The 16,061-nt window shown below is 60.2% G+C and carries 11 protein-coding genes; 6 read left to right on the top strand and 5 right to left on the bottom strand.

Annotation, left to right across the window (positions count from 1 at the left end; translation table 11 throughout):
- Positions 1-37 precede the first annotated feature (37 nt).
- Entirely contained in the window at positions 38-865 is an 828-nt protein-coding gene (locus AC1P02_RS17720; protein ID WP_485182783.1) for a bifunctional transcriptional activator/DNA repair enzyme AdaA, read from the bottom strand.
- A gap of 51 nt (positions 866-916) precedes the next feature.
- Positions 917-1,681 (bottom strand): SDR family oxidoreductase, encoded by a 765-nt coding sequence (locus AC1P02_RS17715; RefSeq protein ID WP_485182782.1) that lies wholly within the window; start codon positions 1,679-1,681, stop codon positions 917-919.
- Between the two features lie 321 nt (positions 1,682-2,002).
- Here AC1P02_RS17715 and AC1P02_RS17710 point away from each other — a divergent pair, with 321 nt between their 5' ends.
- Together AC1P02_RS17710 and AC1P02_RS17705 are read left to right on the top strand one after the other, a co-directional pair.
- Positions 2,003-3,376: a leucine-rich repeat-containing protein kinase family protein gene (locus AC1P02_RS17710; RefSeq protein ID WP_485182781.1), complete on the top strand. Its 1,374-nt coding sequence runs from the start codon at positions 2,003-2,005 to the stop codon at positions 3,374-3,376.
- A 223-nt stretch (positions 3,377-3,599) separates the two neighbouring features.
- Positions 3,600-4,247, top strand: a complete 648-nt coding sequence (locus AC1P02_RS17705; RefSeq protein WP_096119387.1) for a thiopurine S-methyltransferase — start codon at positions 3,600-3,602, stop codon at positions 4,245-4,247.
- A gap of 303 nt (positions 4,248-4,550) precedes the next feature.
- Here AC1P02_RS17705 and AC1P02_RS17700 read toward each other — a convergent pair whose 3' ends face one another.
- Positions 4,551-7,325: an insulinase family protein gene (locus AC1P02_RS17700; RefSeq protein ID WP_485182780.1), complete on the bottom strand. Its 2,775-nt coding sequence runs from the start codon at positions 7,323-7,325 to the stop codon at positions 4,551-4,553.
- Positions 7,326-7,487: 162 nt separating this feature from the next.
- On the opposite strand from AC1P02_RS17700, the gene sixA reads away from it, so the two are divergent.
- The 3 genes from sixA (at position 7,488) to AC1P02_RS17685 (ending at position 9,416) form a co-directional block, all read left to right on the top strand.
- Positions 7,488-7,955, top strand: coding sequence for a phosphohistidine phosphatase SixA (gene sixA, locus AC1P02_RS17695; protein ID WP_485182779.1), 468 nt, complete (start codon positions 7,488-7,490; stop codon positions 7,953-7,955).
- Between the two features lie 133 nt (positions 7,956-8,088).
- A complete protein-coding gene (locus AC1P02_RS17690) occupies positions 8,089-8,295 on the top strand; it encodes a DUF1107 domain-containing protein (protein WP_021140380.1) in 207 nt (68 codons plus the stop codon).
- 200 nt (positions 8,296-8,495) lie between these two features.
- Positions 8,496-9,416 (top strand): DMT family transporter, encoded by a 921-nt coding sequence (locus AC1P02_RS17685; RefSeq protein ID WP_058394018.1) that lies wholly within the window; start codon positions 8,496-8,498, stop codon positions 9,414-9,416.
- A 47-nt stretch (positions 9,417-9,463) separates the two neighbouring features.
- On the opposite strand, the gene AC1P02_RS17680 is transcribed toward AC1P02_RS17685, so the two are convergent.
- Positions 9,464-11,080 carry a peptide ABC transporter substrate-binding protein gene (locus AC1P02_RS17680; protein ID WP_485182778.1) on the bottom strand — a complete coding sequence of 539 codons (1,617 nt, stop codon included), beginning with the start codon at positions 11,078-11,080 and terminating at the stop codon, positions 9,464-9,466.
- Positions 11,081-11,464: 384 nt separating this feature from the next.
- On the opposite strand from AC1P02_RS17680, the gene fbp reads away from it, so the two are divergent.
- Complete coding sequence (gene fbp, locus AC1P02_RS17675) at positions 11,465-12,499, top strand: class 1 fructose-bisphosphatase (protein ID WP_005315352.1); 1,035 nt, start codon at positions 11,465-11,467, stop codon at positions 12,497-12,499.
- Positions 12,500-12,587: 88 nt separating this feature from the next.
- Here the strand turns inward: fbp and mfd are convergent, their stop codons facing one another.
- On the bottom strand, positions 12,588-16,052 hold the full coding sequence (mfd, locus tag AC1P02_RS17670; RefSeq protein WP_429179013.1) for a transcription-repair coupling factor: 3,465 nt from the start codon (positions 16,050-16,052) through the stop codon (positions 12,588-12,590).
- Between the last annotated feature and the right edge of the window lie 9 nt (positions 16,053-16,061).

Genomic DNA, 16,061 nt, shown 5'->3' with positions numbered 1-16,061 from the left:
CAGAAGCTTCTGTTTTCTCCTATCAGACCGGCCAACCTCACTCATACCTCGCCGCTTCCCAGGCGTGTATCGCCTGTTTACGGGTTTCGCCCCAGTGATAGCCGCCGAGTTTGCCGTTTTGCTGGATGACCCGGTGGCAGGGGATCATCAAGGCGACGGGGTTGGCGCCCACCGCCAGCCCCACGGCACGGGCGGCCTTGGGGTTGCCGACGGCGCTCGCCACCTGGGCGTAGCTCACCACCTTGGCTGGCGGGATCTGCAGCAGCGCCCGCCAGACGCTGATCTGAAAGTTGGTGCCGCTCACATGCAGCGAGATGGGGCGGTCCGCCGTCTTGCTGCCATCGAACATGGTGTGGATGACCTCCTGGGTGCGCGATGGCGATTCTCGCAGCTCTGCCTCAGGCCAGCTCTGGGCGAGGGCGGCCAGCGGCGCCTGTGGGGCCTGGTCATCGAGAAACGAGAAGTTGCACACCCCCCGCGGTGTCAGGGCGACGAACGCCTGGCCGAAAGGGGTGTCGTGCACCCCGTGTTCGATGACGAGTCCGGCTCCGCGCTGTTTGTACTCCCCCGGCGTCACGGCCTCCAGCTGCACGAAGTGATCGTAGAGCCGCGAGCCGCTGCTAAGGCCCAGGGTATCGGCCACCTCAAGCAGCGGGCGTGACTCCTGCAGCAGCGCCTTGGCCTGCTCCAGGGTCAGCACCTGCAGATAGCGTTTGGGCGTCACTCCGGCCCAGCGGCTGAACAGCCGCTGGAAGTGAAAGGGGCTTAAGTGCACGTGCGCCGCTATCTCGTCCAAGGTGGGCTGGCGCTCCACCTGACTTGCGATAAAACGGATGGCATCGGCGATGCGGGCGTAATCAGACATAAGGCACTCTCACGATAAGTTTGTGGTCGCAGGATGTTGGGGGCGACAACGTCATGTGCGACAAATTGATACCCCACCATCGGCCAGCAGTGCAATGCCGGTGGTAAAACTGGATGCATCAGACGCCAGATAGAGGGCCGAGCGGGCGATCTCCTCCGGTTGGGCCAGCCGTTTGAAGGCATGCATATTCTGCACAAAGGCGAGACTCTCCGGTGTATTGGTAAAGGCCTGCCCCATGGGGGTGTCGGTGCCCCCCGGCAGCAGGGCGTTGACCCGCACCCCTTGCGCCCCATACTCTGCGGCCAGCACCTGAGTCAGGCCGATGAGGCCCGCCTTGCTCGCGGCATAGGCCGCCATGCCTGGCAGACCCAGGGTATGGCCGACGAAGGTGGAGGTAAAGATAAGGGAGCCGCCCCCGCGCGCCAACATGGCGGGGATCTGGTATTTGGCCCCCACAAAGGCGCTGGTGAGGTTGGTATCCAGGGTTTCCTGCCACTGCGCCAATTCAAGCTCCTGTACGCTGCACGGTGTCCCCGTGCTGCCGGCATTGTTGAAGGCGATATCGAGCCCGCCGAAACGGGTCAGCGCGAGATCCACCAGGGCGCGTGCGTAAGTCTCGCTTCTGACGTCCCCCGCCAGGCTCACCACCTGGCCCCCATCATGGCGGATCTCTTCGACCAGCAGGTCCAGCTCGGGCTGGCGGCGGGCGCCGACGACGACGCTGGCCCCTTCCCGGGCAAACAGGATGGCGCTGGCGCGGCCGATGCCGGAGCTGGCGCCGGTGATGATGGCGACCTTGTTGGACAGTAGTGACATGGCAGTTCCCTCGCTGAGTGTGTTGTGCGCCAGTTAAGTGGCGCACAGGGTTGGCAGTGGATTGGAACCTCAATAGGTTCGAACCCACTCGGGTTTGACCCCACTATGGCAACCAGCCCTCGCTGACACGACCCGGATCTTGCTCTCTTTGTTCCCATGTCGCTTTGCTACACGTCGATGCAGGCCTTCGTGGCAACAAAAGGGGCGATCTGCGCCCCGAATTCTTTATAATGCCCCCCTTTAAAACCGCCGGATGCAGGTCCGGCGCGCGCTGATGGCTGATTGCGCCGTCAGAGTGGTCATCAGGATTGAGAAACGGTTATGCATACTCTGGAACAGCTGCGCGCGGGTGAACTGTGCGGCGCCCGCCATCTGAAGCTTTGTGAAGATCTGACGGAGTTCCCACCCGAGATCCTGAGTCTCAAAGAGACGCTCGAGGTGCTGGATCTCACTGGCAACCAGTTGAGTCGGCTGCCTGACGAGCTGGCCGGGTTCAGCAAACTGCGCATCATTTTCTGCTCCGAGAACCGCTTTACCATGCTGCCAGAGGTGCTGGGGCGCTGCCGGTTGCTCACCATGGTGGGCTTCAAGGCCAACCGGATCGCCACGGTTCCCGCTGCGTCGCTGCCGGCGGGGCTGCGTTGGCTGATCCTGACTGACAACGCCATCGAACAGTTGCCCGATGAGTTGGGTCAGTGCGATGCCCTGCAAAAGCTGATGCTGGCGGGCAATCGCTTGACCGCCTTGCCAGAGACACTGGTTAATTGCCATCGGCTTGAACTGCTGCGCATCGCCGCCAACCGCATTGAGCGCTTCCCCGGCTGGTTGCTCACGCTGCCGCGCCTCGCCTGGCTCGCCTATTCCGGCAACCCTTTTAGCGAGAGGGAGGAGGCGCGGGCCATCGATGTGGATCATGTGGCTCATATCGCCCTAGTGCCGTGGCGGGCGCTTGAGTTGGGTGAGCTGCTGGGGCAGGGGGCCTCTGGCGTGATCCATAGTGCCACCCGCATCACTTGCGACGGATTGCAGGGTGACGGGCCGCGCTCGGTGGCGGTCAAGTTGTTCAAGGGTGCCGTGACCAGCGATGGTTTGCCTCACTGCGAGATGGCGGCGTCGCTGGCGGCCGGCACTCATCCCAACCTGATCAGGGTGCTGGGGAAGGTGGCGGATCACCCCTCCGGCATGCCGGCGTTGGTGATGGCGCTGATAGACCCCAAGTTTGCCAATCTGGCCGGTCCGCCGAGCCTGGACTCCTGCACCCGCGACGTCTATCCGGCAGGGCTGTCGTTCACCCCGGCCGCCGTGCTCACCATGGCGCAGGGCATAGCGGCTGCCGCGGGGCATCTGCATGAGCGAGGCATCATGCACGGCGATCTCTATGGCCATAACATACTGCACTCCTTACAAGGGAAGGGTCAGGTGCTGCTCGGCGATTTTGGCGCTGCCTCTTGCTACGACCGCACGGAATGCGTGCTGGCCGAGGGGCTGGAGCGGATAGAGGTGAGAGCCTTTGGGTGCCTGCTGGACGAGTTGCTGGCACGCTGCCAGCCACAGAGCGAGGCACTGCAGGATCTTGCCCTGCTGGCTCGGGCATGCCTCTGCGAACAGGTGTCGCAGCGCCCCTCGTTCGCGCAGATCTCGGCCAGGATAACGGCAGTGGCGGCCATGAGGGTCGCCGAGTCCGTCTGTGCCTGAGCCTGCGCGACCAGTTGGCATGTCAGCGCACGTTGTTTTGGTGAGGCTGCCGATCACCCATCACATATCCATGACATAAAGATGTCAAAAAAGGGGCCTGGTGGTCCCTTTTGGTTTTGCAATCGTTTGCCTGGCAAAAATCACCCGTCGGCTCGGCGCAAGGCTTGCGTGCGCCGGGTTAAGTTGTGATATTGAGGCATCTTCAGGTAACAGGGGTATTAGGATGGAAGCTGCGTTTTGGCATCAGCGTTGGGAAGAGAACCGGATTGGCTTTCATCAGGCAGACTTCAATCGCTGGCTGCAATCCTGGTGGTCTGCCCAGCAACAGGATGAACCCGTGCTGGTGCCCCTGTGCGGCAAGTCCCGCGACATGCTCTGGCTCAATGGTCTGGGGCACCCCATCGATGGTTTCGAGCTCTCTGCGCTCGCCATCGAACAGTTCTTCAGTGAAAACCAGCTCACCGAGACCCTCAGCGAGCTGGGCCCTTATCAGTGCCATCAGCACGGCTCCTTGCGCATCCATCAGGGGGATTTCTTTGCCGCCCCCGAGCTGGGGCGTCGCTACCGGCTGGCCTATGACAGGGCGGCGCTGATCGCCTTGCCAACGGAGATGCGCCGCCAGTATGCGGAGCTGATGAGCCGCCTGATGGAAACCGGTGGCCAGATCCTGCTGGTGACGTTGGAGTATCAGCCGGAGCAGCAGAAACAGCCGCCCTTCTCGGTGGGGGAAATGGAAGTGCGCACCCTGTTTGAGCGCGATTTTCGGGTGGAAGTGCTGGGCCGTGCCGCAGAAGTGGATCACCCCAGGGTACTCTCCGGTCAGCTCTCCTATTTTGATGAAGTGGCCTATCGCCTGATCCGCCGCGGCTGACAAGTGAAAGCGTGATCCAGGCCGACAAACCGGCAGGTCACTGACTCTTTGCTACCTCCTTTGACATAGATCAACGTGACAAGGGAGGGGAGTGCCTAAGATGAGCCTGTTTCTCAATCACTGTTGATATTGGCAGGTGCGCTCTGGTTTGAACCATCCGGCCGACCATCAACGCAGTGTCTGATTTTCACGCTCATGTTCACTTTTGGCGGCTTTGGTCGCAATTGTTATGGTTTTTCCAGCCGACCCCAAGGGGTCGGCTTTTTATTGGGCGGGATTGGCTGATGGGCGGGAATGCCTGCTTCAGGCCTCTAAGGTGTTGGCGGCGAGCCTGAACGCCTTGGGGTCGTCGATAAACTGGCCCGTGATGCGTTCGTCATGCTCATGACCCTGACCATAACTGCAGAGGATCAGTCTGTCCGAGGTGCGTGAGCGCAGCTGTATGATGAAGCGCACCAGGTCGGCACGGCTCAGTTTGCCCACCTCTTCGCACACCCTTTCCCGCTGATCAAACCCCAGATCCTTGTTGCCTATGCTGACCCAGAGCCGCTGGCCGCGACTGCGCAGGTTGGCGTCCCGTTCGCTCAGCTGGGCCTGCAGGCCCACCTTGCTGTCTTGCCACTGTTGCTCGGTCAGCTCCAGCATGGCCAGCGGGAAGAGGTCGATGAACTCCTCCACTGCATCCAGCAGGTGCTGGGGCCCTGCCACTGGCGACTGGATATAGAAGATGAGGCCGGGGTGACGGTTGAGGGGCAGGTTGCCGGCACCCACCACGTACCCCAACTGCTGGCGCGTGCGCAGCTCGTGGAAGAAGGTGGACGACATTATGTGGTTTGCCAGGGTGAAGCAGGCGAGATCCCGCGCCCGGGTGGTGCGGGACTGGTAGTAGACCAGCAGTGCCGAATCTTCGTGCTCGCAGCCCTGCTCACGAATGAGGGTGCCCCTGTTTTGGATGGAGATGAGCGGGCGGCGGGTCTCGGCACTGGGCTGGCTGTGGGTGCCGAGGTGGCGCTCCAGCAGGGCGGCCAGTTCGAGCGCCTCGGCGGCATTCCAGTCACCGTGAACCAGCGCTTCTATGTGTACCTCCCCGAACAGCTGGGCGACAAACGCCGGCATCTCGCCAAGTTCCACGGTGCGTAGATGGCGCAGCAACTGCTCGAACGGCGGGTTGTTTGGTTGCAGCAAACTGGTGAGCTGGTTGAACAGCTGGGAGATGGGCCGCGCCTTGGACTGGTTGTCCCAGTTGCGGATGAGCTGCTCTTTTATCTCGGCGAAGCGGCCCGGATCCGGATAGCCCAGGGTGCGGTTGCCGAGGATCATGTCGAGCAGCAGGGGTTGCTTGTCCGCAAAGCCGCTCAGGTTGATGGTAAAGCCGCCCTGGTGGGCATAGATCTGGTAGCCCAGCCCCGCCAGCTCCGCCGGGTAGGTAAGGGCGTTGAGGTGATCCGTGAGCAGTTCCACCGCAAGCCTGGCCATGGCGATGTGGCGGGGGCTTTTGACCGCGTGCTCGCTGTCGATCGAGATATAGAGGTTGCCCTTGGGCACGCTGAACTGATGCTCGTGCAGATGCCAGAGCCGAAACCCAGGTCTGTCGATGATGCAAGCGGGCATGTCGGCCTGCAGTGCTGGCTGGCGCGGATCGAGCCGGTTGCTGATAAAGGGGTTCGGCAAGGGCAGGGTGAGGGCCGGATCAGGTTCGCTCTGCTGCCAGTGGATCTTTTCCGCCTCCGTGATGATGTCAACGCCATAGGGGGTCTGATACCAGCGGGCCAGACGATCCGTGGCCAGCTCAGGCGCCGTGATGGTCATGCGCAGGTTGTGTGGCGTGAGTTTGGCGAGCAGGCGGCGGATCAGTGCCTCGTCGTATTCGCGCATCATGTAATCGCCGTAGAGCAGATCCTCGGGCGTGTAACTGAACAGGTTCAACACCAGGCCGGAAACGGTGTCGAGGGCCCGGCCCCGCTCCTGAAAGCGGAACGCCGACTCGAGCACGGTACGCTTCTCTTCGTAGCGCCAGCTTTCTACCCCGCCACGCTCGATGAGTTTCAGATAGCCGAACAGGGCGGCTACTATCTCGTTGACGTGTTCGAGCCCGAGCGGCGTGAGGCCAAAGCTCACCCCGAAATCCTTGAAGTTGGCACCGCTGATGCCGCCTCCGGCGGAGAGCTGGTTGACCCAGCCTTTTGCTTTCAGCAAGGAGAGCAGGCTGCCATCCCCTTCATAGCCGATGAGGTGGCTCAGGAAGGTGAGGGGTTTTTTGTCATAAAACTCATCCACATTGGGCAGCGGAAAGGTCAGCGCCAGCTTGCGGGTCTCCTTGACCGGATTGATGCGGATGCGGATGCCGAGATCGTCGATGCGATAGAGAGGAACCGTCAGGGCCGGTATTCCCAAATTGCGATTCAAAATGGGAGCGAAAAAGCGATCGCACCACGCAATCTGGGTCTCGATGGATTCAGGCGAGATCATCACCAGCGCCATGCGATCCGCGCTGTAGTGAGATTCGTAGAACCGGATGAGATCGGCGCGCAGATCCCGGCCGGGCAGATCCGCCAGAGTATCCAGGTTGCCGACCGAGAATTTGGAGAAAGGGTGGGCCGGGTTGACCGTCTCTTTATGTACCTGGTAGCTGCGGCGCACATCGTCCTGCAGCTTGAGGCGGTATTCGGAGTCGACCGCGTTGCGCTCTTTATCCACCCACTCGGGGGTGAAAGTGGGGCAGATGAAGAACTGGGAAAAACGGTCGAGACCGGCCTCGAAGAAGCCGGTGTCTATCTCGAAAAAGAAGTTGGTGAACTCGGTGCCGGTCCAGGCATTGTTGCTGCCGCCATGACGGCTCATAAATTGCTGGTACTCACCAGGCTTGGGATAAGTGCGGGTACCAAGGAACAGCATATGCTCAAGGAAATGAGCCATCCCCTGCCGATCGGCCGGATCGTCGAAATGGCCGGTGTTGACGGCCAGAGAGGCGGCAGACTTGTCGGTGTCGGGATCGCAGATCAACAAGACCCTGAGCCGGTTTGCCAGCTCCAGATAGTGGTATTGCCGATGGTCATTAGGGCTGGCATATGGGCTCATTGGCGCGTGACTCGTGTTGGATTTATTTGAATTTAAACATGATTATCGACCCCGCTATCCAGTGAGGCAAACCCTTTTCTGAGAGGTAGCGCAATTGTTTCCCCCGGCATGGCGGGGTAAGATCCTCCAGCTATCAAAACAGGCCCGTTGGGCGAGGTTGTAATGAAAATCTACATCATGCGTCATGGCCAGGCTGGCATGAATGCGAAAACAGATGAACAGCGTCCACTGACCGAGCAGGGAATTGAAGAGTCCATTCACATGGCCAGTTGGCTGGTGCCCCAACTGGACGGGGTGCTGGATTTGGTTGTCCACAGCAATTATCTGCGCGCCAGACAAACCTGGCAGAGCATATGCAGTGAATTGCCCAAGGCCACCAGGGTCGAAGAGAGCAAGGAAATCACTCCCTATGGGGATCCTGCTTTTGTCGCAAGCTATCTCACTGCGTTGGCGGCAACACATGACCATATTTTGATGGTCAGCCACCTGCCACTGGTGGGTTATCTGGTTCAGAGCCTCTGCCCGGCGGCAGGTGCCCCCATGTTTGCCACGTCAGGCATGGCCTGTATCGAATGGCAAGATGGCAAGGGGGTATTGCTCTGGCTGGAAGGACCACATACAATACGTTAAAAGTTAATGAAAAGTTATAGATTGGTTTTTTGGGGAAGAGAGTTGCGATTTTTCCGGATTTTTATAAAGAATTTACGGAATTATTTCGCAGAAGCTGCTGTCATACGGATACAACTGCAAGAGGTTGCAAACGATGAGAGTGTTCAAGAAGTACCTGCCACTGATGGTGGCAAAACATGTCAAAACCTTCTTCAAGGGGCGGATTTATATCCACGGCAGGGGGCGTTTTGATTTCCAGTCAGGCTTGCTGATGATGCCAACACCAGCTGACATACCCCACCGCCAGACCGTGGTCGAGGTCAATGAGATGATCTCCAGACTGCACATGGATGCGGCATAAGTTCTGTGCCATCCCATCCAGCCGCTTCATGCCCGCCACTGTGCGGGCATGATTGTTTTTGGCCCTGACATGGTCGAATTGGCTCAGTTCGATCTCGGTTCAACGTCACCCGCATTCGCAAAGCCGGGCTGTGCTTGCGAATCTTGTTTGCCCCCTTATACTCCCGCCTGAAATACCGGATCGTTTCTGTGGACAGCGTTATGCCTCTTGCCTTTTTGTTTCCCTTCTCCTGCATGGCCATCTGGTCTGGCAATGCCATTGTCAGCAAGCTGGCGGTTGGATTGCTTTCACCCGCGGCACTGGCCTGGTCGCGCTGGATGGTGGCCGCCATCATCTTGACGCCTTTCCTCGCACACAGGGCCTGGCGGGATCGGGCCAAACTGCGGGCCGGCTTCTATCAGCTGGCGGCGCTGGCCCTGCTCGGCATGGTGCTGAACCAGACCCTGGGGTACTACGCGGCGCAAACCCTGGGAGCCACGGAGATAGGTCTGATGATGGGGCTGACACCGCTGATGACGGTACTGCTCAGTATCTGGCTGCTGCGTGAGCGCCCCACCTGGGGGGCTCTGCTCGGTGGGCTTATCTCCATTCTGGGGCTGACCATCTTGCTGGGACAGGGGGATCCGTCCCGTCTGTTTACTCAGGGCATTCATATCGGCTCTGTCTACATGCTGCTCTCGGCGGGCACCTATGCCCTCTATAGCGTCTTGCTCAAAAAGTGGGATCTGGGGCTGGACAACTGGTCCATGCTCTACGGCCAGGTGCTGTGCAGCCTGCTGTTTCTCACCCCGTTTTACCTGCTGGTGGATGGGCAGTGGCCAGATGGGCGCGCGCTCTGGCTCATCCTGTATGCGGGGATCCCCACTTCGGCGCTGTCGCCTTGGCTCTGGATGCAGGGCATAGCCCTGCTGGGGGCAAGCCGCACCGCCATCTTCATGAATCTGCTGCCCGTGATGACGGCGGCACTGGCCATCAGCTGGCTGGGGGAAACGCTGACCAGCTATCACCTGATCGGTGGTGGCATGACGCTGCTTGGGGTATTGCTGGCGCAACTGCTGGTGCAGCCTGTGGTGCTGCGTCGTCGGGCCAGGGTGGCACTGGCAAGTTGTCGGGAAGATTGAAAAAAGACCGCCTTCGAGGCGGTCTTTCTGTTTAGGAGGTCAGGGCGTTACTGCGCGATGAGATAGAGGTCTTTCGAATAAACCACGTCTTGCGGGTTCTGATAGGGATAGCCCTTGATATTGGGCTTGAGCAGCCGTGATTTGACATAGAAGTAGACGGGGGCGATGGGGGCCTCTTGGTCGAGCAGCGCCTCGGCCTCTTGATAGAGGCGGTTGCGCTCGGCCGGATCCTTGGAATCATGGGCCTTCGCCAGCAGGGCATCATATTGCTTGTTGAACCACTTGCCGCTGTTGGCGCTGCTGCTGGAGGTCATGATGTCGAGGAAGGTCGAGGCATCGTTGTAATCCCCATTCCACGAGTAGCGACTGACGGTAAAATCCCCCTCATTGAGCGCGGACACCATGGTCTTCCACTCCATGTTGTTGAGCTTGGCGGTAACCCCCAGGTTGCGCTTCCACATGGAGGAGATGGCCAGGGCTATCTTCTTGTGGCTCTCGTTGGTGTTGTAGAGGATGTCCACATCCAGCGGCTTGCCCGGGCCGTATCCGGCCTCGCTCAGCAATGCTTTCGCCTGTTTGATCCTCTCCTCCTTGCTCAGCAACTGGCTGGCAGGGCGCTTGAGCTCGAAGCCGTCCACGCTCGGCGGGGTAAGGCTGAAGGCGGAGAGCTGACCTTGTCCCAGGATCTTCTCGGTGATGGTGTCTCTGTCGATAGCAAGCGAGAGCGCCTTGCGCACCTTGGGATTGTCGAATGGTTTGCGCTGGGTATTGAACACATAGTAATAGGTGGCGAGCATGGGGGCGTTGACAAGCTCCTCCGGGCTTTGGGTCTTGAGCTGCTTGTACTGCTCCAGCGGATAGGGCGTGTAGTGCAGTTCCCCTGCGCGATAGCGGTTGTAGGCGGCGGTGTCGGAGACTATCTCCAGATAGAGTACCTTGTTGAGCACTGTGTTCTGGTTATCCCAGTAGAGGGGATTGCGCTCTGCGATGAGGCGCTCGTTGGGGGTCCACTCCTTGAGCATAAAAGCGCCGTTGGAGACTATGTTGCCCGGCTTGACCCACTCATGACCGAACTTCTCTATGGTCGCCTTGGGCGCGGGGAAGGTGGTGTAGTGGGAGAGCGTCTTCAGAAAGAAGGGCACAGGGTTGTTCAGGGTGATCTGCAGGGTGTGCGTATCGAGGGCCTTGATGCCGAGGGCATCAAGGCTTTTTTTACCCTGCACCACGTCGCTGGCGTTGGTGACGCCGGTCAGCTCGATGAACCAGGCATAGTTGGAGGCGTTTCTGGGATCCGCCGCCCGTTGCCAGCCATAGACATAATCCGCCGCCGTTACCGGCTCACCGTTGGACCATTTGGCCTCGGGTCTCAGCTTGAAGGTGTAGACGGTGCCCGTGGTGTCGAGTTCATAGCCAAGTGCCCCGGCGGCTTGCAGCTTGCCGTCGCCATCCAGGGTATAGAGCCCCTCGAACAGGTCGTTGACGATGTCGCTGCCCGAGCTCTCTTCCACCATCTGGGGATCGATGGAGGCGGGCTCTGAACCTATGTTGCGCACGAAGATTTGTTGATCGCCGGGTAGCAGCTGGGTGCCGGCAGGTACGTTAGCCGCCAGAGTCGGTAACGCGAACAGGGCGGCAACCGTGCCGGCAATGAGTGTCCTTTTCATTGAATATCCTTATGTTTTTTTGCTTCCAAAGCCTGGTCAGTGTGCTGGATTGATCTGGAGATCTCAAGAGGTGGGCACCGGCCTTGCCATCAGCTACCCAGATAGGGGGGGCAAGTGGGCCGTTGCACCCATCATGGCTGCCTGTTCGTGATTTTTTGCTGCGAATTAACATGATGAAAGTCACCAATTGGCACTGGTTTTATGCCCTTTTGATGGGGTGGCGAGGCGTAAATCGCACGTTTATCCAGCGGCTTAATTCGCTGCAAAAACAAAAAACAGGCGTTACATTAGGTTACAAAACAAGGCTGCCGAGGATCGGCACTTTTTTTGTCGACGTGTGCAAACGTTTTCAAAGCCAACGGAAACGCTCTTAAAGGAACAATAATGCGAAACATGATCACCATGGGCGAGTTCATCGTCAAAAAGCAGGCGGATTATCCCACCGCGACCGGCGAGCTGACCTCACTGCTCAGTTCCATCCGTCTGGCCGCCAAGGTGGTGAACCGGGAGATCAACAAAGCGGGGCTGGCAGATATCATCGGCTCCATGGGTGCTGAAAACGTGCAGGGCGAGGTGCAGCAGAAGCTGGATGTGTATGCCAATGAGCGCTTTAAAGCCGCGCTGGAAGCCCGTGGTGAAGTGTGCGGTATTGCATCCGAAGAAGAAGAGGACTTCGTCTCCTTTGATTCCGAGCTCTCCCGTCACTCCAAATACGTGGTGCTGATCGATCCCCTCGACGGCTCTTCCAACATTGATGTCAACGTCTCGGTCGGGACCATCTTCTCCATTTACCGCCGTCTCAGCGCCCCGGGGACGGGCGTCACCCTGGAAGATTTCCTGCAACCGGGCAACCGTCAGGTCGCTGCCGGTTACGTGGTCTACGGCTCTTCCACCATGCTGGTCTACACCACCGGCTTTGGCGTCAACGGTTTCACCTACGATCCTTCCATCGGTTGCTTTTGCCTCTCCCACGAGAACATTCGCATCCCGGAGGAGGGCAAGATCTACTCCATCAACGAGGGCAACTACATCAAGTTCCCGGACGGGGTGAAGAAGTACCTCAAATATTGCCAGGAGCGGGACGAGGCGACTCACAGACCCTACACCTCCCGCTATATCGGCTCCCTGGTCTCCGATTTCCATCGCAACCTGCTCAAGGGCGGCATCTATATCTATCCGTCCGGCACCAACTCCCCGAACGGCAAGCTGCGCCTGCTCTATGAGTGCAACCCCATGGCATTTTTGGTGGAGCAGGCCGGTGGCAAGGCGTCCGACGGCTTTGGCCGCATCATGGACATCCAGCCCACTGCCTTGCACCAGCGCACCCCTTACTTCGTCGGTTCCACCAAGATGGTGGAGCGGGCCGAGGCCTTCATGCGGGAGTTCTCCGCCCACGAGGATCCGGCCAATCAGGGTTGATGCACTGATCCAGTGCCTGCGATGAGCGCATAAAAAAACGGGAGCCGATATGGCTCCCGTTTTGTTTGGGCGAGTTGCGTTGCTCGTATCAGTGGCTGGCGTGGTTGGCGAGATCCGCCAGCAGGCCGTCCACCAGTTTCAGGCGCATGGCGCGGTCCGGGGTCGGTACCTGGAAGCGCAATCGGGTGGGCCCATCCATCTTGTAGATGCGTGGCTGCTCGGAGAGCAGCTTGACCAGATAGCCAGGGTTGACGCGGGTCTCCTGAGTGAAGTCCAGGTAACCGCCACGCTCGCTCATCTCCACCCGGCGAATGCCAAGGGCGGTGGCACGCTGGCGGAAGGCGGCAATCTCCATGAGCGTCTTGGTCGCCTCCGGCAGCAGGCCGAAGCGGTCGATCAGCTCCACCTTCAATTCGCGCAGCTCCTGCTCGTCGGCCGCGCTGGCGATGCGCTTGTACATGGACAGACGCATGTTGACGTCCGGTATGTACTCCTCCGGCAACAGGGCGGGCAGGCGCAGCTCGACCTCTGTGTGCTGACTCATCAGCTGCTCCAGCGATGGCTCCTTGCCATTTTTCAGCGCCTCGACCGCCTGCTCCAGCATCTCCATATAGAGGGTGAAACCGACCGATTCGATCTGGCCGCTCTGATCGTCGCCCAAGAGCTCGCCTGCACCCCGGATCTCCAGATCGTGGGTCGCCAGCGCAAAACCGGCGCCGAGATCTTCGAGCGATGCGATGGCCTCGAGCCGCTTGAGCGCATCCTTGCTCATCAACTTGGGATGAGGGGTGAGCAGGTAGGCATAGGCCTGATGGTGGGAGCGGCCAACCCGGCCCCGCAACTGGTGCAACTGGGCCAGCCCCAGATGATCGGCGCGATCCATGATGATGGTGTTGGCGCTGGGGACGTCTATGCCGGTCTCTATGATGGTGGTGCAGACCAGCAGGTTGAAGCGCTGGTGGTAGAAGTCCGACATGACTCGCTCAAGATCGCGTTCGCGCATCTGGCCGTGGGCGATGCCGATACGGGCCTCCGGCACCAGCTCGGCGAGATCGCCGGCGCATTTTTCTATGCTCTCCACGTCGTTGTGCAGGTAGTAGACCTGACCGCCCCGCTTGAGCTCCCGCAGTACCGCCTCGCGGGTGACCGCAGGATCCTGCTGGCGCACAAAGGTCTTGATGGCGAGACGCTTGGCTGGCGGGGTGGCGATGATGGAGAGATCCCGCATGCCGGCCATCGCCATGTTGAGGGTGCGCGGGATTGGCGTCGCCGTGAGGGTAAGGATATCCACGTCGGCCCGCAGCGCCTTGATCTTCTCCTTCTGGCGCACCCCGAATCTGTGCTCCTCATCGACGATGAGCAGCCCCAAATCCTTGAAGGTCAGATCTGAGCCCAAGAGCTTGTGGGTACCTATGATGATGTCGACCTTACCATCGGCCAGCTCCTTCATCACGCTGGTCTGCTCCCTGGCGGTACGAAAGCGGCTCAGCACCTCGACCCGCACCGGCCAGTTGGCGAAGCGATCACGGAAGTTGTCGTAGTGCTGCTGGGCCAGCAAAGTGGTGGGCACCAGCACGGCGACCTGCTTGCCGCCGTGGACGGCCACGAAGGCGGCTCGCATCGCCACTTCGGTCTTGCCAAAGCCGACGTCGCCACACACCAGCCGGTCCATGCTCTTGGCCTGACACATGTCCCCCAGTACCGCATTGATGGCGTTGAGCTGATCCTCTGTCTCCTCGAACGGGAAACCGGCGGCGAACTGGCGGTAGGCTTCCCTGTCGTGCTGGAAGGCAAAACCGTGGCGCGCCGCCCGCAGGGCATAGACATCCAGCAGCTCGGCTGCCACGTCGCGCACCTTCTCTGCCGCCTTGCGCCGCGCCTTGACCCAGGCCTCGCCGCCGAGTTTGTGGCTGGGCGGGTTGTCAGAGCCTGTGTAGCGGCTGATGAGATGCAGGTTGGTGACCGGCACGAACAGCTTGTCGCCACCGGCATACTCGAGGGTCAGGAACTCGGTGGGCAGGCCACCGGCATCGATGGTTTCGAGCCCCAGATACCGGCCGACGCCGTGATCCAGGTGAACCACAGGCTGGCCCTGGGTCAACTCGCCGAGGTTTCGGATCACCGCATCCGAGCTTAAGTTCTTGTTCTTTTCCCGGGCTCGCTTGCTGCGGACTTTACCGCCCAGCAGCTCTGTCTCCGTGATAAGGGCAAGCTCATCATGCCCGGCCTCTTGCAGCAGAAAACCCCGCTCCAGCGGTGCAACCAGCAGACCGTGGCGCGCCTTGCCCGCCATGAAGGCATCCAGCGAGGGGAACTCCTTGGGTTGCAAGGATATGCGCGCCAGCAGATCGCCGAGCACTTCCCGCCGTCCTTCGGATTCCACCACGAACAGGGTGCGACCCGTGAAGCTGTCCAGAAACTGGTTCAGCGCCAGCATGGGCTGCTCTTTGCTGTGATCCAGTTGCAGCTCCGGCAGCGCGGCTATGGGGAGATCATGCTGGCCAGCGCCGCCGTCGGTGGCGGCTTCCTGCAGCCGCACGGCACCATAGTGACCGAGGGCGGCGAACAATTGCTCCACCGGCAGGTAGATCTGCTGGGGTGGTAACAAGGGGCGGGTGTTGTCCCAGCGTCTGTCCTCATAGCGCTGGCCTATGTCGTTCCAGAAGCGTTGGGCCGCGGGATAGATATCCCCCACTGTGAGCAGCAGGGTGTTGTCCGGCAGGTAGTCGAACAGGCTGGCGGTCTGATGGAAGAAGAGCGGCAGGTAGTATTCGATGCCGGCGGGCCAGCGCCCCTTGCTCACTTCCTGATAGACGGAGCCTTCCGCGCGCGACAGCTCGAACTGTTCGCGAAATTGCCCACGGAACAGCTCGATGGCGGCCTCGTCGGTGGGGAATTCCCGGGCGGGCAACAGGCTGACCGTCTTGACCGGTTCGCTGGAACGCTGGGTCTCGGGATCGAACGGACGGATGGAGTCCACCTCGTCATCGAAAAAGTCGATGCGATAGGGGCTGTTGCTGCCCATGGGAAAGAGATCGAGCAGTGAGCCGCGGGCGGCAAACTCGCCGTGCTCCAGCACCTGATCCACCGCCACATAGCCTGCCTCGGCCAGACGTCCTCGCAACTGTTGCAGGTTGAGGCGCTGACCGGCCTTCACCATCAGGCTGTACTTGTCGAGGTAGACCTGGGGGGCGCAGCGCAGCATCAAGGTCGAGATAGGCACGATCAGCACGCCGGCGCTCATCTGCGGCAGTTTGTAGAGGGTCTCCAGTCGCTGGGAGATGATGTCCTGATGGGGGGAAAAGGTGTCGTAGGGCAGGGTTTCCCAATCCGGGAACATCAGCACAGGGCAACCTTGAGCGGCCAGCAGGAACTGCAATTCCTGCTCGAGGCGCAGGGCACTCGGGGTATCGGCGGTCACCAGCAGGACCGGACGGTTCGCTTGGGTGGTAAGGCGGGCAGCAACCAGTGAAAGGCTGCTGCCGGTCAACTGGCCGAGCGTTAACTTTTGGCCCGCCTTGGCGGGCAAGGCGGGAAGCTTCATTGGCATCATTCGATTCTT

It is taken from the genome of Aeromonas sp. TS_SC_11, from assembly GCF_057318915.1.
The sequence above is the reverse complement of the archived record's forward strand: the minus strand, read 5'-3'. Positions and strand labels throughout refer to the sequence as shown.